Origin of the sequence: Streptomyces sp. NPDC047525 (assembly GCF_040643025.1) — a bacterium.
Taxonomy (GTDB): domain Bacteria; phylum Actinomycetota; class Actinomycetes; order Streptomycetales; family Streptomycetaceae; genus Streptomyces; species Streptomyces durmitorensis.
Window position 1 is genome coordinate 887,249 of the sequence record NZ_JBEYTL010000001.1, and the last position, 17,800, is coordinate 905,048.

General features: G+C 64.6%; 12 protein-coding genes. 7 read left to right on the top strand and 5 right to left on the bottom strand.

All coding sequences use genetic code 11. The features are described 5' to 3' along the window. Window positions 1-392: 392 nt before the first annotated feature. From ABZ833_RS04215 to ABZ833_RS04245, 7 genes are all read left to right on the top strand, one after another. The gene (locus ABZ833_RS04215; RefSeq protein WP_361040717.1) at window positions 393-3,038 is read left to right on the top strand and encodes an amino acid adenylation domain-containing protein; all 2,646 of its coding nucleotides are present in this window, start codon (window positions 393-395) and stop codon (window positions 3,036-3,038) included. Between the two features lie 268 nt (window positions 3,039-3,306). Beyond that, on the top strand, window positions 3,307-4,560 hold the full coding sequence (locus ABZ833_RS04220) for a cytochrome P450 (protein WP_361040720.1): 1,254 nt from the start codon (window positions 3,307-3,309) through the stop codon (window positions 4,558-4,560). 81 nt (window positions 4,561-4,641) lie between these two features. Continuing rightward, window positions 4,642-6,270, top strand: a complete 1,629-nt coding sequence (locus tag ABZ833_RS04225) for an ISAzo13 family transposase (protein ID WP_361040723.1) — start codon at window positions 4,642-4,644, stop codon at window positions 6,268-6,270. Between the two features lie 127 nt (window positions 6,271-6,397). After that, a complete protein-coding gene (locus tag ABZ833_RS04230; RefSeq protein WP_361040726.1) occupies window positions 6,398-6,901 on the top strand; it encodes a Haze protective factor 1 in 504 nt (167 codons plus the stop codon). Between the two features lie 14 nt (window positions 6,902-6,915). After that, on the top strand, window positions 6,916-7,533 hold the full coding sequence (locus ABZ833_RS04235; RefSeq protein WP_361040728.1) for an SMI1/KNR4 family protein: 618 nt from the start codon (window positions 6,916-6,918) through the stop codon (window positions 7,531-7,533). A gap of 468 nt (window positions 7,534-8,001) precedes the next feature. Continuing rightward, a complete protein-coding gene (locus ABZ833_RS04240; RefSeq protein WP_361040731.1) occupies window positions 8,002-9,345 on the top strand; it encodes an MFS transporter in 1,344 nt (447 codons plus the stop codon). A 168-nt stretch (window positions 9,346-9,513) separates the two neighbouring features. Next, entirely contained in the window at window positions 9,514-10,383 is an 870-nt protein-coding gene (locus ABZ833_RS04245; protein ID WP_361040733.1) for an IS5 family transposase, read from the top strand. Between the two features lie 588 nt (window positions 10,384-10,971). Here the strand turns inward: ABZ833_RS04245 and ABZ833_RS04250 are convergent. From ABZ833_RS04250 to cas7e, 5 genes are all read right to left on the bottom strand, one after another. Further along, entirely contained in the window at window positions 10,972-13,299 is a 2,328-nt protein-coding gene (locus ABZ833_RS04250; protein ID WP_361040735.1) for a hypothetical protein, read from the bottom strand. 610 nt (window positions 13,300-13,909) lie between these two features. Beyond that, window positions 13,910-14,479, bottom strand: a complete 570-nt coding sequence (locus ABZ833_RS04255; protein WP_361040737.1) for an SMI1/KNR4 family protein — start codon at window positions 14,477-14,479, stop codon at window positions 13,910-13,912. A 649-nt stretch (window positions 14,480-15,128) separates the two neighbouring features. Then, entirely contained in the window at window positions 15,129-15,803 is a 675-nt protein-coding gene (gene cas6e, locus ABZ833_RS04260; RefSeq protein WP_361040739.1) for a type I-E CRISPR-associated protein Cas6/Cse3/CasE, read from the bottom strand. Continuing rightward, window positions 15,800-16,624 carry a type I-E CRISPR-associated protein Cas5/CasD gene (gene cas5e, locus ABZ833_RS04265; RefSeq protein ID WP_361040741.1) on the bottom strand — a complete coding sequence of 275 codons (825 nt, stop codon included), beginning with the start codon at window positions 16,622-16,624 and terminating at the stop codon, window positions 15,800-15,802. Before cas5e ends, cas6e begins: the two co-directional genes overlap by 4 nt. Then, window positions 16,621-17,796 (bottom strand): type I-E CRISPR-associated protein Cas7/Cse4/CasC, encoded by a 1,176-nt coding sequence (gene cas7e / locus ABZ833_RS04270; RefSeq protein ID WP_361040743.1) that lies wholly within the window; start codon window positions 17,794-17,796, stop codon window positions 16,621-16,623. The genes cas5e and cas7e overlap by 4 nt, the downstream gene beginning before the upstream one ends. Window positions 17,797-17,800 lie beyond the last annotated feature (4 nt).

Below are 17,800 nucleotides of genomic sequence, written 5' to 3' on the forward strand. Positions count from 1 at the left end.
TGCGGGTAACCACGGGGAGTTCACTGTCACCGTGGGACGCCGAGCCCGGCAAGTGCATCTGACGACGACCATTTGATGATCTGCTAGGGTCCTGCGAGCCACTGTGATCCTGCCGCGCAGACCACCTCAGCGAGAGTTGCGCGGACCACATTCCGGCGTCGGGGGCGAGCCGACGACAGCGGACGGTGCGTTGTTCATCACACCGATCTGATTCTTAGCTGCACAGTGCACGTAAACGCTTTGCGTGATGTCCCCTCGCCTGCCGTTTCTGCAGGGCTTCGGCGTGCCTGTCATGAGGCCCATCACATGCGTGACTTCCAGATCAGGTGAGTGCACCCTCCTGCGCCTGCCCATCTCCTCACTTCGGTCCGCCCTCAAAGGAGTTCCTGTCCGTGTCATCTTTCGTTGAACGTGACGCCGTTGAAGTCGTCATAGCGGCCCAGTGGAACCGCATTCTTGGATCCACCCCCGACAGTCTCGACTCCGACTTCTTCGAGTCAGGGGGCAACTCACTGGCTGCAGCGCGAATGACCAACGCGCTGAACAAAGCTTTCCGATCCGAATTCCCCGTGCAGGTTGTCTTTGATGCCCGCACCTTCCGCGGCATCAGCGATTGGATCCGACGCGGTGTACCGAAGTCCGGAAAACGTCTGGTAACGCTGAACGACCGAGGTGATGGGATACCGCTCCTGCTGCTGCCCACCGGCGGTGGCGGAGTCATCGGCTTGCAACGGTTCGGCGGGGCACCCTTCAACCGCCCGGTGTTCGGTCTCCAGGTGCGCGGACTCGACCCTCGTGACGGTGAACCGTTCGACGACCTCGAGAAGCTGCTGACGGACTTCGTGCAGGTCATCGAAGCTTCAGATCTGCCAAACACCCTGCACCTCGCCGGCTACTGCACGGGCGGAACGTTCGCCTACGAACTGGCAAGGATGCTGCGGGCTCGGGGGCGGCGAGTGGTGTCCGTCTCCTTGTTCAACACCTCCCTCTACCGAAGGCCAGTCGTCCTCCAGGAGCTGATCTCTGAACGCTTGGCCAACATCGCCGGAAACATGGGGCTGGAAGTCAGTGCCGACCAACCCGGCGCCGCGGAAGTCTTCCACGCGATGCGCACCAAGGGCGTTGACATCGTCGAGGCCGACCTCGCCTCTTTCGAAGCCCGGCTGCGTGTCTACGGGTCGCTGTGGATGGCGGTCACTGGGTACCGCCCCGAGCCCCAGGACATTCCAGTCCGCTTCTTTTCCTCGGCGGACCGCCACGACCCCCGGGACATGAGCCTGCTGACCGGAGACGACCGCGACTGGCCCGATATCGGCCTGCACGACTTCCAGATGCATGATGTCGAGGTCAACCACACCAACATGTTGCGACACGAACCCACTTTGGTGGCCATCGAACAGGCTCTCGTGGAGCTCGATGCGACCGTCGACCGCCCTTCGGCCAAGGCCGCGCGCCCAGCAGAAGGCGCCCAGCCGGTTTCCGTCCCCACGGGGCGTGAGGCCCTGATCGCTCTCGGCCGTGGCCCTGACCTTCCTCTCGCTGACCTGCGACCGGTCCATGAGCTAGCCGCCGATTTCATGGAAGCGCAGCCGGAAGAACTGGCCGTGAGCAGCAACGGCATCTCCATCACCTACGGCGAACTCGACCTGTGGGCAAGCGAGATAGCTGCCAACCTCTTGGCCGCGGGTGTCACGCCCGGGTCGCGCGTTGGTGTGCTGGCGGAGCCCTCGGCCTCGATGGTGGCAGCGGTCCTGGGCATCCTGCGGTGCGGGGGCGCATACGTCCCCGCAGACAGCGGGCATCCGGACAATCGCATCGATTCGGTCCTCAGCGACGCGGGAGTGGTGGCGTTGGTCGTCACGCCGACAACCCAGGAACGTGCAGTCGTTGCCGGTCTTCCACGAGTGTGCACGGAACGGCGCCCGATGGGAGAAGGGCGGGCCCCTGTTCACGAGAGCGGCTCCGAGGACCCGGTGGACCACGCCTATGTGATCTACACGTCAGGCAGTACGGGGGAGCCAAAGGGCGTACTGGTCGGCCACAACGAACTCGCCGCCTCGACCCTTGCACGCCGTACGGTATATCCAGGCAAGCCCGTCTACCTGCTGGTCTCCCCACTAGCCTTCGATTCCTCCGTGGCAGGCATCTGGGGCACTCTGACCGCCGGCGGTCACCTTGTCGTGGCCACAGCGGCAGAAGTGCGAGACCCCAGACTCCTCGCTGGGTTGATCGAGCGCTACGACGTTACGCATCTGCTGTGCGTGCCCTCCCTGTACGCAGTCCTCCTCGACGTCATGGAGATGATCGGAACCGAAGGTAAAAGCACGCTCAGCGCTGTAATCCTCGCCGGGGAGCCGATGCCTGAACAGTTGATGGAACGCCATTTCCTGTTCCACGGCGACATCGTGCAGTTGTACAACGAGTACGGTCCGACGGAGACGACAGTTTGGGCGAGCTACGCTCGCTTCGACACGCCAGCACCCGTCACGATTGGCCGCCCAATCCCGGGAACACGGCTCTACGTCCTTGATGAAGAGCAGAATCCCGTGTCTGTGGGCACAACGGGCGAGCTCTACGTCGGAGGCAAAGGCGTGTCCCGCGGCTACCACGGCCGTCCCGAAGCCACCGCGCTGGCCTTTAGTTCCGATCCCTTCGCCTGCACCGGCGAGCTGATGTACCGCACGGGTGATCTTGTTCAGTGGACAGCCGAGGGCACTCTCAAGTTCGTCGGTCGCCGCGACCACCAGGTCAAGATCCGTGGGCACCGTATTGAACTCGGCGCCGTTGAAACGCACTTGGCAGCACTCCCCCAGGTACGCGAGGCCGTAGTCACCCCCAATGCTGCCAGCACCGGGTTGATCGCCTTCGTCTCCGCACCGAAGCCCGTGCAGCCCGACCCTGCCGAACTCCGCAGTCTGCTCGCCGAACTGCTCCCCCCGCCGATGGTGCCCGAACGCATCGAGATACTCGCTGAATTCCCCCGCACCATCAACGGCAAGGTAGATCGCGCAGCCCTTACTGGCCGGGAGAAGCAATAGTCACGCGGCCTAGGGCCGGAGGTCTGGCGTACAGGCGCAACCCGGCCGGAACGGAGCAGCACCCCCGTATACATGACGGCGCAATCGTTATGGCCTCCGACTGCCGAACGTCACCCGCGGTCAGCGTGGGGAGGTGCGCTGCTCGTAGAGCAGCGCACCTCCCCACGCCTGGCAAATCCGCGCCGCACCACCGCTCCACGACTCCTGCTGAAGCGCCGGTTCGAGTTCATGCTTCGCTCACTTCTACCTCATACGAACGGTCCCAGCCATGACGACAAGCGCGTCGGCGCTCGCTGCTGATTTGCGTCTCGACGAGATCAATCTCGTCGATCCAGACTTGTATGAAAACGGGGATCCATTTGCCCTCTGGCGGATTCTCCGAGATCAAGATCCGGCCCACTGGCACCCAGAATCTACCTTTCCCGGATTCTGGGCACTCACTCGCTACGAGGACGTCAAAGCCGTCTATCGAGACGCCAGCACCTTCAGCTCGGCACAAGGAATTCTTCTCCGCCCGCTGCCTGACGGACCCGACCCCGGAAGTGGACGCACTCTCGCACTAACCGACTCACTGCGTCACCGTCAAATTCGATCTTTGGTAGGGAGCTGGTTTCAGAAGCGTTCCGTCCGCGACCTGGAATCGTCGATGCGCTCGGCTGTACGCAGTGTGATTGCACATGCAGCTCAGCAAGATTCTTGTGACTTCGTCACCGATATCGCTGCTCGCCTCCCCCTCTACGCCATCTGCCAGTTGATGGACGTTCCCCACAGTGAGCGCGAGTTCCTCTTCACGCTCGCCCGGCAGGCATTCACAGCGCGCGACAGTCGAGGACGCAGTATCGCGCACCAAGAAATAGTGAACTACTTCATCAGCCTCATGCTTGAACGCAGACAATCGCCTGGCGAGGACCTGGTCAGTGCTCTGCTAGAGGCAAAAATTGACGGCGTCCCGCTCAGCGAGGAGGACATCCTGCTGAACTGTGACAATCTCTTCGTGGGCGGAACTGAAAATGTACGACTCGCTGCTTCCGGGGGAATGCAAGCGTTTTTTGACCACCCGGATCAATGGAACAGGCTTCGGGCCGATCCCGCCCTGCTCCCGTCCGCCACGGAAGAAGTACTTCGATGGACCTCGAGCGCCACTCACATCATGCGCACCGCGACTCGATCAGTGGTTCTGCACGGTAAAACCATTCAAAAAGGAGATCGGGTCACCCTGTGGAACCCATCAGCCAATCGCGATGAACGGGTATTCAACTCCCCCGATTTTTTCGACATCGGCCGCAGACCCAACCCTCACATAGCTCTGGGGACTGGAGAGCACCACTGCATCGGCGCCTTGTTGGCAAGAACTGAACTCAAGATCCTGTTCTCTGAACTGGCTAATTCCGTGGCATCCATTGAATTGGCAGCGCCTCCCACACGGCTCGGCTCCATCGTCGTCAACGGTTTGAAACATCTCCCGGTCAAGCTAACCCTGGAGGCCCCGTCTCGCTTCGCAGTTTCAGCGAACTCCGGGTGAGTTGGTTTCGCGGGAACGCGAACCTAAGGCCTTGCGGGGAATCAAGGTGTTGCTTCCCGTCCTGTGGCTCGTTGGCGTGGTATGCGCATCCCGGATGAGACTCGTGACCAACTCGCCGTGAAGTTCGCGGTGTTCCTCCCGCATCTGGACGAGCGGCAGCGACGGCTGCTGATGGCTGTGGAGGCCCGGGTGCTGGGGCACGGCGGCGTCCGGGCCGTCGCGCAGGCCGCCGCGGTCAGCGAGACGACGGTCCGCAAGGGCGTGTTCGAACTCGAGGCGGGTGAGGAGCCTCTGGGGCGGGTGCGTCGCCCGGGCGGAGGCCGCAAGCGGGCTGCGGATCTGGATCCGGGGCTGCGGCCGGCGCTGTTGGCGCTGATTGAGCCGGATGTGCGAGGTGACCCGATGTCGCCGTTGCGGTGGACGGTGAAGTCCACGCGCACGCTTGCGCGGGAGCTGACACGGGCCGGGCACCGCGTCAGTGCCGACACCGTCGCCGGGCTGCTGAGGGAGGAAGGCTTCAGCCTGCAGGCCAACGCCAAGACCATCGAAGGCAGCCAGCACCCGGATCGGGATGCCCAGTTCCGCTATCTCAACGAGCAGGCCCGCGAGCACCGGGACACCGGCCAGCCGGTCATCAGCGTGGACACCAAGAAGAAGGAACTCGTCGGCGAGTTCAAGAACAACGGCCGACAGTGGCGGCCGGCAGGTGAGCCGGTGCCGGTGAACGTGCATGACTTCGCCGACCCGCAGCTGGGCAAGGCCGTCCCCTACGGCATCTACGATCTGGCGGCGAACACCGGCTGGGTCAACGTCGGCACCGATCACGACACCGCCGCGTTCGCCGTGGAGTCGATCCGCCGCTGGTGGCACGGCCAGGGCAAGGCTGCCTACCCACATGCGGCACGACTGCTGATCACCGCTGACGCAGGCGGCTCCAACGGCTACCGCACCCGGGCCTGGAAACTCGAACTGGCCCAGCTCGCCGCCGAAACCGGGCTGACCATCACCGTGTGCCACCTGCCGCCCAGCACTTCGAAGTGGAACAAGATCGAGCACCGGCTCTTCTCACACATCACCATGAACTGGCGCGGCCGCCCACTGACCAGCCACGAAGTCATCGTCCAGTCCATCGCCGCGACCACCACCCGCACCGGACTTCGCGTGAGCGCCGCACTCGACACCAACACCTACCCCACCGGAGTCCGAGTCCATGACGCAGAGATGGCGGCACTGCCGCTGACCCGGCACGCCTTCCACGGCGACTGGAACTATGCACTGCACCCGCAGCCCCGTCCGGCCGTCCCGATGGCCCGGGCCCCGCAGGCTCCGGCCCCGCAGTGGGACCAGGCCCTGCTGTCCGATCCCACCCTGACCGGCATGTCCCGGCAACAACTGGACGCCCTCACAGCAACTGTGGCCCGAGGCGGCGATACCCGGCGCGGCCGTCCGCCCAGGCTCGCCTTTCCCGAACAGGTCCTCGCCACCGTGCTCCATCTGCGGGTCGCCCTTGCCGCGGAACCTCTCGCCGTACTGTTCGGCAGCAGCCGGACCGCGATGCACCGCACCCTCCTGAAGAACAGGAAACTGTTCCAGGGACACGGCATCGCCATCCCACCCGCGACGAGGCCACCCGTCCTCCTCGCTGCCCTCCAGGCTCGAGTCCACGCCCAAACCGGCGAGCCCCACGACAAGATCAAGACGACGTGTTAATGATCTGCAAGCCCTTAGTCGGCAATCGACGCTGGTTGACTTCTGGGCGAGGGCCAAACAAGTCCTCGCCCAGCCGCGTATCGAGTAGAAGATTTTCAATACCCTTGGGCCGACATGGGAGGTTCGCGTGCTTGAAAACGAAGAACGGAAAGTCTCCGGCACCGTAACGATCGACCGATCGATCTTCGGCCTGGACCAATCACGAAGGCCAGGAGAGGATGGTGATCTTTACTGGGTCGACCTTCCGATGGCAGGTGAACCGGTGCAGGTTGATAAAGGCACTGCCCTAATCATCAGTAATGCCTCATCACATGAGGCGGTGGTAACCATGACCGTTCGGCACTCACCGGCCGTCGATGACAGTCATTCCGAGTTTGAGCTTCTGGGCACTTGGCCTTTCCTCAGCCGGAGTGGTGACATCACTCTTCTGAACATCGACGGCCCTGAGCTGACTCTCGATCTAGAGCCAGATTCGAGTTATTCGCTTCAGGTCTGGCGAAAGGGGGGAGAAACTGCATCGACCCGATTCCGTGAACTGATGGGAAACCAATATCCCATCACCGGCCTTGAGGAATATCGCCTCGTGTTCACACCACAGCAGCCATCCCCGAGACTGGGCATCGAACACTGAGCGCTAGGTGTGCCATGACGATCAATGACGCCTGGTACGGGATCGAGAAGTGGCTACGGAGTCAGGCTCCCGCAACATATGCGTCACTTCCCGAGCCAGCCAGCCACGATGATCTGGCCGCCCTCGAGCGGCAGTTGGGCATGCCTTGCCCGGACGGACTACGAGAGTCGCTCCTGCGACACGATGGGTCAGGAGAGCTGATCCTGCCCATTTTCTACCGATTCGCCACCGCTCGGCAGATCGAGTACGAATACCGGCAGATGGTGGCAGCCGATGAACGCCGCACACGGCAGCTGAGAGAACAGCACCAGGAACGCCCCCATCAGTTCCCCAACCCCTTGCCAGGTGAACATCTGGTCTGGAACCCGAAGTGGATTCCTGTCTGTTATGACGAGAGCGGCAACCTCTTGTTCATCAGCCAGGTCGAGGATGAGACCCTTGGCAAGATCGGCATGTTCGACGTCGACTCCGGCGGATCCTTCGATGACAACCCGGTATTCCTGACGCTGACTCATCTCATGCAAGCAGCCGGCAACGCTCTGCATGCCGCCCGCTTTGATATGTGGGGCCAGTGGTACCCCTGCACAGACAATGACGGCTTCCTGGAGTGGCGGGAAGCAGACGAGACCTAAGAGGTCGTTTCCATCCCGAAGACCCTGATATAGAGATGTTTGCTCCGGCTGACGGTGTGGTGGTGAAGAGGCTGGCGGGTTAGTCGGTTCGTGTGTGCTGAGCGGGGTGAATGCTGAGGCTGGAGACGTCATGGGCCTGTCTCATCCCAAGAAGCCCGTTTCTGTGCCGTGCCCAGGGGACCGGGCGAAATGCGCTTCACGAAGTGACGGACTGTACGGAACCGCCCCTTTGAGGGGGCCGCTCTGTGTGAACGTCCATTGCGTCGTTGCGGAGGGCCGGGGCCAGAGGTGAGAATGGCTGAAGGAGCCGGGTGGTCATCCCGGCGAAGTGTTGGAGGCGTCGCTCGTGAACGCCGCATGTCTGCGGTGCACCTTGGTGTGCGCGCCAGACGCTGACCACTTCGCTTCGCCCACCGGCTGACGTACTTCGTTCGCGGTGGGCGCTTCCCTCCATGGGAGACCGCCGTAGTGTCCGAAGACTCCTTTCTTCACCACGCCTGCGCTCATTCCGATACGAGTGATTCCGGAACTGATTCCGCCGCAGAGCCGGCCGACCCCTTCCAAGATTCGCGCTTGCCCCGGCCCGAGGTCCCAGGACTGCCGTCCCGCGGACAGCTCACGCTGGTGTTGTCCGCGCACCATCTACTCGTCTCACTGGGCCTGTACACGGTGATGCCAGTGCTGGTGCTGGTGCTCAGCCAGCAGGCGACCGGCGCGGCTGGCCCCGGATTGTTCTGTTACACGGCCTCGGCTGGATTAGGGGCGCTACTGGTCAGCCGCTGGCTGTCGCGGCGGCGGTATCTACCGACGATGATCGCAGGCACGGTGCTGGCCGCGACGGGGTTCGGTCTCCTGCCCTACGCCGACGGTTCCGTGACCGCACTGGTGCTGCTGTTCGCGGCCGGATCCGGGATGAGTGTGCACTCTTTGTTGTCCCGTGTGCTGGTCGCCGAGACCGTCGCCGACGACATCGGCAGGCAGCGCCTCTACTCCACCCTGATGATCGCGATCAACATCGCAGCCTCGATCGGACCGTTCCTCGCCATGGCCACCTACCGCGAGGGCGACGCGAGGCTATTGTTCTCCGTCACCGCAGGCTGCTATCTGCTGGCTGGCGCATCGCTGCTCTGCGGGGTGAGTCCCGTCCTGCGTATGCCAGGCGGCACAACCCGATGGCCGATCAGCCGGACGACGCTAAACAAGAGCCTTCGGGAGGCGACCGCGAGAGCAACCGTGGTCGCAACGTTGGTCGGCACCTTCCTGTACGCCCAACTCTCATCCGCGCTGGTGCTTCTGCTCGCCGACGAAATCGCCTCCGGCGCGATGCGCGCGGCGCTGTTCGCCGCTCCCGCGGTCGGCGTTGTGGTGCTGCAGTCCCCCGCCACCACGGTGATGGCTCACCTGATGGGCCGCGGTGTGCCTTCGTTCGTCTTCGTAAGCGTGGCGTCTTTGGGCTTCGGCGGCGCGATGCTGGTGCTCGGTTCCGGCATGCCATCCGCACCCGCCATCGTCATCGCCATCGCTCTGTTCACTCTCGCCGAACCGTTCTTCCATTCCACGGTCAGTACAGCCTTCGCCGGGCTCTCGATTGGATCCCGCCTGGAGGTGTTCAATCTTCGCCAGGTCTGCTGGACCGTCGGCGAAGCCCTGGGCACACTCTGCGGCGGCACCTTGTTCCTGCTGCTGCACCGAAACGGCCAAGGACACATCTACTGGCTCACCCTCGGCATCAGCGCCATGATCAGTGTTCCGCCGCTGATGACTGGGCTCCGCAAACAACCGCACCGCCAAGGACACGGGGACCACGCCTGAGTGGGGTCCCCGCAGGATGGATCCGACCGAGGCCCCCATGCCTCCCAGGTGGTCTCCCACTCGGAGACAGTCGCATTCGAGCAGGTCAGGAAGTTCCGCCGATTTGCCGCTTCCCTTGCTCGGAACACACGCCTGGGCGCACTCGACTCCACGCGATACATCCAGAGCATGAGCGAACGCCGCGCGTATCCAAGTGATCTGTCCGATGCCCGCTGGGAGTTACTTGAGCCGGTGCTGTCCGCCTGGCGTTTCGAACGCCGCGGCCGGTCCCTGGGCTTCGGCCGGCCGCCGAGGCATGACCTGCGCGAGATCATGAACGCAATTCTGTACGTGGACCGCACTGGCTGTCAGTGGGCCTACCTCCCGCACGACTTCCCGCCGCATCAGAGTGTCTACGGCTACTTCGCCAGGTGGCAAAAGGATGGTGTCTTCGCCCAGCTCAATGGTCTGCTGCGGGAGTTGGTGCGCCAACAGGAAGGCCGTGAAGCCACCCCGTCCGCCTGTGTTATCGACGCGCAGAGCGTGAAGACCTCCACCAGTGTCCCCGCCAGGAGCCAGGGCATAGACGCGGGCAAGAAGATAGTGGGCCGCAAACGCAGCATCATCACCGACACCCTCGGCCTGCTGCTGGCCGTGCTGGTCACCGCGGCCAGCGTCCAGGACTCCACGGCCGGCCGCACCCTCCTCGAGCAGACCGCTGCCGACCACCCGGGCCTGCGCAAGGTGTGGGTCGACGGCGGCTATCGCAAGCACTTCATCGAGCATGCCGCCACTCTCGGCATCGATCTCGAAGTCGTCCAACGCCGCCCCGGAAGCCGGGGCTTCACGCCGATCCCCAAACGCTGGGCGGTCGAGCGGACCTATGGGTGGCTGATGCTCCACCGCCGCCTGGCCCGCGACTACGAGACCCACCCGCATCGCTCCGAAGCCCTGATTCACCTTGCCATGACCGACCTCATGGCCCGCCGCCTCACCGGCGAGAACACCATCTCCTGGCGCGACCCGTCACCAGCACATCAAAGCCGCATCTCGGGATGAAACAACAGGATGAAACGACCTCTAAAACGGCATTGCCTACCTGTCCCGCCCCAGCTCGAGTGAAGGACGCCCCTACCACGAGGGGTCGTTGAATCTCGGCTACGGCCTGGCGCGCTACGCCGGTCCCCGGCGTTTCTGATGGCGTGGGCAGCGCGTTGGCGGGAGCAACCGGAATCACGGGTCCCCTGAACCCGGAGCCGACCGGGGCAGGGCGTATCGCTACCTCACCGGTGCACTCGGCTCCGTCCTCGCCGACGAGTATGGCGCGACGACGAATGAGTACTGCTAACACCCCTGCGGCGTCGACGACACCTTCACTCAGCAACCGGCCGACATCGGTGGGGCCCGGAGCCCTCAGGCTGCTGTGAGCGCTGCCAAGGCTCGGTCCATCGCGGCGTTGCTCCTTCGGAGCGAGCGGCAGCCGGGACTGGACGTCCCGGCTCCACCGATCGGCGAAGACCTCGGCGGTTCCCGCCTCGACATCGTCGAACGCCGCGTCGGCCAGGTCCGGTACCGCGGGTCCGGGGACAAGTTGTTCACGTCCTTGCAGGACTTCGCGTTGGTCGAGGGCGTACCCGTAGGAACGGCCTACCCAACCAATGGGACAAGGCGCGGCGGCAGTTCACGGGGATGGTTCGCATACGCCGCATGCGCTCGCTCCTGCTCTCGGTGCCAGATGACCATCAGAGCCTCGTCTGTCTGCGGCACGGCCAGCCCGAGTTGCGTGAGGACTGCCCGGAAGAATGGGACTGGGCCACCCGCCTGCGTGGTTACCAGGGCAGACAGCATCGGCGTATCAGCAGTAAGCCCGCGGTCGATCCGGGCCAGCCACTTGCGCAGGCCGGCGGGGGTGATCCCGCTGTCCTCCAGTTCTGCCATGGAGATGGTCTGTCCCTGAGCCGCGACGCGGATCAGCTCACGGGTGAGATGATCCAGCGGGCGCGGCGTCGTGTTGTGCGGTGCAGACGACAACTGGGGAGGCACGGATGTCCTCGGCTGCGCCTTCGCGGCATTTTGCTGTGCCTCGAACCGAGCCAGAAACTCGTCCTGGAGCTTTCTGAGGCTCGAATTCTGCCCCTTCTTCTGCTTCCGCTGCGCCGCGGGTGCAGAACTGGTGGGTGTCGACGTCCGATGAGCGATCAGCGCCTGTTCCAGCACACGGATGTGATGGTCACGACTTTGCCCAGCCGCCTTGATCCACTCGGGTTTCCCTCCGGTGGGCTGCTGGCCGAGCCAGACAGACGCCCCGTGCACGGCCGTGTTGATCTGTTGGCGTACGGCCTGGACCGGATGACGTTTGAGGCGGCGAAGGGCGGTGAGCAACTCGCTAACGCGCGGGTCGTCACGCCTTGTTAAAAGGGCCGTGCTTCCGCTGAACGCCTTCTTGACGAGGTTCTCCGGCACCGGCCGTGCGGGAGTCAGGTCTAGCCGGGGCTCCATGGCCCGGGACGGTTGACCGAATGCCGCGTAGGCACGCTCACGCTCGACCGCGGCCCACTGTCGGAGGCGCGTGGAGCTCTTGGCATACGGAACGCCGAGTCGCTGCAGGATCTCGCCGAGGTAGGGCAGCGGACCGTCACCGTCGAGGACGAGGGCCGAGCGCACCGGCAGGTAATCGGACAGTGGTGAGTCCACATCAACTAGGAGATCGCGGCGTTCGGCATCGGAGAGCTGCGAGGCCGTAATGCCGAGGCGATAGGCAAGGTCTTCCCAGGTGGTGGCCACACCCAGCCGGGCGAAGCCGGCCAGGGCCGTGCGGAGTTCCATGACCATGTCGGCGTGGGTGAGAAAGCGTGCCTTGCCCGTCGAGTGCGCGGGCATGACCGGGGCGGGATCGGGCTCGGCGGTCACAGGTGAGGGCGGCGCTCCCCGCGGCGGTGTCCAAAGCCCGGTCAGCTCGGCCTCCCCGGCGTTGAGGCGCCGGTAGCGGTTCACCTCGACAACCCAGCCCTGGCCGTCCTCCAGGACCAGCATCCGAGTGGAGTCGGGCGCACCGTACACGTGGTCGGCCGATGGGGGGTCGCCGTCGGCGGGAAGGGAGAGTGCGGCTCGGACCACGGGACTGTCGATCGGCCGTACGTCGGCGGTGATGAGACGGCGGTCCGGGGCGGCGAAGAGCGTGTCCTTGAGGGCCTCGCACTCGTCAGCCGGCCTGAAGACGAGTCCACCCGCGAGGGGGAACGAGGGGAGCTTCAGTCGCGGGCGTGATGTGCGGATGGTTTCGGCGCGCGGCGTGGACAGCCCGGTGGACGTGAGAGTGCAATCGCCCAACGGAGTCCAGATGACGCTGTGGTCCCGGGCCTCCGTACCGATGTGGACGCGGCGCTCCCCGCCAACTGTTTCGAGGCGTACTCGCAGGAAATAGGCATCGCGGTCGAGGAGTTCGCGGGTGGCCGGGCCATCCGTCTTGAAGACCCAGTCGACCCCGCCGGCTCCTTGCGGACGCAGGGCGTCATCATGGCGCCGCCAGGCGGGATAGTCGCAGTGGTTCAGCTGGAAGCGGATGATACGGCTGGTATGCGGAAGATGGACGTCAACAGCGTCGCCGGGCCCGGTCCCTAGGTCCCGGATCTGTACGTCACCACGTAAGTTCTGCTTGCTTAGCAGCCTTCGCATGCCGCGTTTGATGAAGAGGTGGTCCGCGCTGGAGTCGCCGTTGGCGGTGCGGTGGCAGACGGGAGCGCTGGGGTGGTGGGCGAAGTGGCAGACCTTCTCGGTGTAACGGCGGTCACTCAACTCCCCTCCACACCCGCCGAGTTGATGCCCACACCAGTAGCTGTAGGCGGGGTGTGCCTGGCGCCAGAGATCCAACTCGTGAGCATCCATAGGGAGGATGACCGGGTGGTCGGAGTTCTTGTGGCCGATGACGGCCGTCTGTACGCGGCGGTGGTCCAGGATCTGCTGGGTCGTCGACATCGCTCTGCCTCGGAGTTCGGTGCGGCCCGTGGGGTGGCCTGCGCATGGCCTTGGGGTGCGTCCGCCAAATTCTAGGCAAGCATGCCTAGAACGGTCAGGCCGAGTCGATAGGTATGCGCCTCGCCTGACACCCAAGCCCGCCAGACACGACGGGTGTCGGCAGGTCAGGGCGGTCAAAGAGCCGGTGAGCGGGACGACCACATGGTCGGGTGCCGCAAACGTCAACTCGCCTTCGTACACACGGGTGTCCACAACGAGCCAGGCCGGGCCCCGACCAGAACCCTTCACCCACTGACTACGCGACGAGGGTCAGGCGGGCATCCACGCCTTCCCACGCATCAAGTACCGCTTCGTTAGCTCCCGGCAATAACGGGAGGTCCGCCCGCGCCTTCGGGAAGCCGGTGACCGTTCTGCCACGTGAAGGTGCGGAGGCGGTCCGCAGGGGCCTCCCACTGGAGGACCGGGCCTTAACTCTTGAAGCAGACGTGAGCACGTTCGGCCCGTGCCCGTCCTGGGTTCCGGGCCAAACGCGTGCCGGGCGCATGCTGGCTGCCCGATACATCGCCGCTCAGGTGACGTACGCCAGCGCCCTGCTGGGTAAACGACGCGCCTAACCCCTCACGTCGGCCCAGACCAGTGTGCCCGGGAAGTCGGTGTCCATATCGATGGCCCGCCACTCATCACCGTCACCCATGACTGCGATCCACGGGGGCGGGGACGCCAGGGCGTCTCCCGTGACTTTGAGGACGGCCGAAAGGGATGCCCACCCTGGGCCCTCGAACCAGCGGTAGCCGGTCTCCTCGATGTCCCATGACCCCAGACGCCCCGTCTGGGTGTCGACGACGAGCTGCATCTCGCCCAGCGCGCCGATCGGCACGATCAAGCGGCTGTCGCCCCAGCCGTAGTGATCGTTTTTCAGCTTGTACTTGAGCGTTCCGAGATGCTCCTCAGTAACCTGATTGACGCTGTAGAGCGCGTACTTGGACGGGATGACGTCGGTGAGCCCCGACCCGTTGTGCCGTAACAACGATCGCTCAACATCCTCCGGCAGCCGTACACCGAGCGCGCTGTAGAGGCCGTCCAGCTCGGAGCGGGTGCACGGCCCCGGCAGAGGCTGTTCTTGCGGAGCGCACTGGTCCAGCCAGCGTTCGATCTTCTCCCACGACTCATCCACCGGCACTCGTGTCCTCCGCTCGCCGACAGACCGACATGTGGTGCCGGTCCTGCCGTAGCGGGCAGGACCGGCACCACCTAGGAAATCATCAGACGCCTGCTACGGGCACGGGCTTGTGAACACCCCTGCCACGGGGCGTTGTTGTTCTCGGCAAGGTGTACGCGTCTGCTTGGGTTGCGTCTCGTACGTGACCTTGCTCCTGGCCTCTCTGAGGCTCTTGGCTGTCAGGGTGAAGGACACGAAGCGGGGCCGGTAGATGGTGGGATCTCGGTAGTGGGCGCCGCTGGAGGCGACGCTGTTGTCGAAGTTGAAGCGGAACTCCGCCACGCTTCCGCCCTGCATGACGTCAACAGAACGTGGTCGTGGGGAAGTCCTGGTGATTGGGTAGTAGCCCGCGGGCAGCGGAACACCCCCGCGTCGGCGGGGAGCATGCTGTCCGCCATCCGCACCGCCGACGGCCCCACGTCCTCCCCACCAGCGTGGGGGTGTTCCGTCCCGCGTGGTCTGGTCGCCGTTGTTCTTCACGCCCTCCCCACCAGCGTGGGGGTGTTCCGATCGGTGGTGGATGATGGCCGGACGGTCCCAGGTCCTCCCCACCAGCGTGGGATCGGCCGGGAGGCTGGTCATGCGTTATCCGGTCCTTCGAGTCCGATGTTCACGACCGCTGCCGCATTGGCGCAAGTGTCAGCAGCCCACATCCGTATGCCTTGCCCCGCCCGATACCCGCAGCGATCTTCTCGCGAAGTAGGTCGGCGTCGAGGACCCGGGCCGTCCCGTCGAATTGTGTGCGGGAAATCTGAATTCGCTGCTTTGCGGCGCGGCCGTTAAGACCTCGGTGGCCGCGTATCGTGGCGAGCGGGTGGGCGTTGATGTGCAAGGGTTCCAATCCAGCTGTGGTGGACTGGCGTTCCCACCATTCAACTGCGGCATTGCCGCTCAAGGCCACGACCGGCGGGAGCTTGTATGCCTCCCGTGAGGTGGCCCTTGGCTTGCGCACAGGATTGGCCACACAGCGGTAGTTGGCGATTATCCCCTTGTGCAGATTCGACAACAAGCTATCGAGGGAACACGTTTCGACGTTGCCGTACGCGTCTGGCAGGCGTGAGGGGTCGGGCGCCATCTGGCTCTGCAGAAGGATCTGCGGTCCACCTGGGGTCTCGTCGGCACGGAACAATACTCCGAATGCGGCCCGGGCCGAGCCTTCAACCCCGTCGGGAAACATCTGCAACATGCGTTGGTGCAATCGGATGCCTTGGTCGCTGCCGCCGAGGTCCCGGTGGGCATCGTCAGAACTGGGTGAGGGCACGATGCGGGTCAGCCACAAAGTCACCGGGTTTTCCTCTCCGACTTGGCGAAATGGGTATCGATGTAGCTCTGGAGCTTCTCCAGATACCTAGTGCCGAAGCCTTCGTACGTGGCATCCGGAAGGTGCACGGCACGCCGGTACAGCGGCCGGGGCTGGTATTGGCGTGCCAGTGGTGCAAACGACACCGGTTCGTCGGTGACTTCGCCGCTGTGGTGGTCACCATCACCCCTGTCTGCGGCGTCAGAGTCCACGGGGAGCACACCGAGCGGTCTGTCGCCGTAGAACTCGATCGGCTGCGGGCCGCTGCGCGGCCTCTTGGCTGCCAGGGGCAGCTGTACCAGGTGGCGCAGCGGATCTTCCACGATTCCCAGGAGGATCGGGCCTTCCGGCGGGCAGGACCGGCGGCCGAGAAAGAGAGGCCAGTGCGGGTCACGCAGGGCAGCGGCGCACGCGTGGAGCAGCTCTTCGTCGTCGGAGGTGAGCGCGAGGGTGAAGGCGGCGTCGGCCAGGTACTGGCGCTTGGATACCAGAGTGCCCTTGCCTTCGGTGCGGCGCTTTCCGTCGACGGTGATCACTGTCTCGCCGGCGGGCAGTCCACCGCCGACGGTGTGGAAGTCGGACAGCACGACACCGGGTCGGTCGACACGTACCGTCATCGACAGCTCCGTGAGGTCGTCCACGGGCGCCTGGCGCTCCCGCCCGAGACCTGCGGCCAGCATCCCCACGACGCCGGACCGGGTGGGGAATCGGGCTGTGTCACGCTGCAGGTAGTTGCTGTGCGTGCCCCAGGACTGGAGTGGGCCTGCCAGGCGCAACAGCAGCCCGCAGGCGGGCTTTTCGGTCACTGCGGGGCCTCGGCGAGAGCAACGTCGACGGCGGCGGTGACGAGAGCTTCGAAGGACGAGTGACGCTCGCCGAGGTGCTCCAGCTTGTCGAAATGGAGGGCAGCATGTGCCGCGTGCAGGACGCGGTCGGGGCCCAGGAGGGTGTTCGCGGCCTTGGCGTACGCGTCGATGCCTTCCACGGAGCGCCCGACGTAGCCGCCGTGTTCGGCGGAGCGTACGGGTTCCTCGAAGGCTGCGGCGAACGACAGCGGCCGGTCGGAGCGGACCGCCACGTGGACCAGGTGCGGGAGCGTGTGCGGGGCGGTGGAGTTCTTCTTCGCCTGCGGCAGGGACTCGATGAAGGAGAGCAGGAACTGGCCGGCGAGCTCGCGGGCGGCCTCGAGGCCGATGTGGCTGTCGTCGCTCAGGTTCTTGATGAGTTCCTTGAGATCGATGGTGGCGAACCGGTAGAAGGTGCCGGTGCTGAACTCGGCAGTGCCCATGTGGCCGCTGCCCGTTTCATCGCCCTTGGCCGCGGTGACATCGTCGACGGCTGCGAAGTAGTCGAGTTCGATCTCAGTGGTGTGCGTGGTGAAGGCGTGCGCAACCTGGACGGCACCGTCGACACCGGCCTGGTCGACCTCGGCGAGCATGCGGCCGAAGAGTTTGATGACGCCGTTCTTCTTGAGAAGGACCTTGTCGATCTTCCCTTTCAGGGCGCTCTCGGGCTTGCTCTTTCCCTTGCCGGTGAAGTCGGTCGTGAGCGCGTCCTTGTGGGCTTCGGCGATATCAGCGAGTTCCTCGACAGCGTCTTCGGGGAGGTAGACGAGCGCGTTGGTCAGGACCTTGTTCGTGATGGGCTGCTTGTCTTTCCCCTTGGCCACCTCCCACTTGATGCTGCTCCCCGCCGCAACATGCGCACCCGCACGGTCGGCAAGCGTCTTGTCCCACCCACGGTCGCGGAGCACCTCGGCGACCCGCTCGCCGATACGGCGTGTCCGCAGCGCGTTGTCACCGAGCGTGTCCTGGAAGTGCTCGCGGGTGGCCCGCTTCCAGGACTGGCTGGAGATACGGGTACGCAGGGCGTCGCCGTAGAGCATGGTCTTTACCGAGTTGGTGTCGTCCCGGTTCAGGTTCGCGTAAGGAACGGGTTGGACGACGTGGATGTCGATGAAGCGTGGTGTGAGGTCCATCGGG

What these genes read in the sequence shown, in the direction of transcription:
- ABZ833_RS04220 (WP_361040720.1), top strand. Translation starts at nt 3,307, where the DNA reads ATGACGACAAGCGCGTCGGCGCTCGCTGCTGATTTGCGTCTCGACGAG.
- ABZ833_RS04225 (WP_361040723.1), top strand. Translation starts at nt 4,642, where the DNA reads ATGCGCATCCCGGATGAGACTCGTGACCAACTCGCCGTGAAGTTCGCG.
- ABZ833_RS04235 (WP_361040728.1), top strand. Translation starts at nt 6,916, where the DNA reads ATGACGATCAATGACGCCTGGTACGGGATCGAGAAGTGGCTACGGAGT.
- ABZ833_RS04245 (WP_361040733.1), top strand. Translation starts at nt 9,514, where the DNA reads ATGAGCGAACGCCGCGCGTATCCAAGTGATCTGTCCGATGCCCGCTGG.
- ABZ833_RS04250 (WP_361040735.1), bottom strand. Translation starts at nt 13,299, where the DNA reads ATGTCGACGACCCAGCAGATCCTGGACCACCGCCGCGTACAGACGGCC.
- cas7e (WP_361040743.1), bottom strand. Translation starts at nt 17,796, where the DNA reads ATGGACCTCACACCACGCTTCATCGACATCCACGTCGTCCAACCCGTT.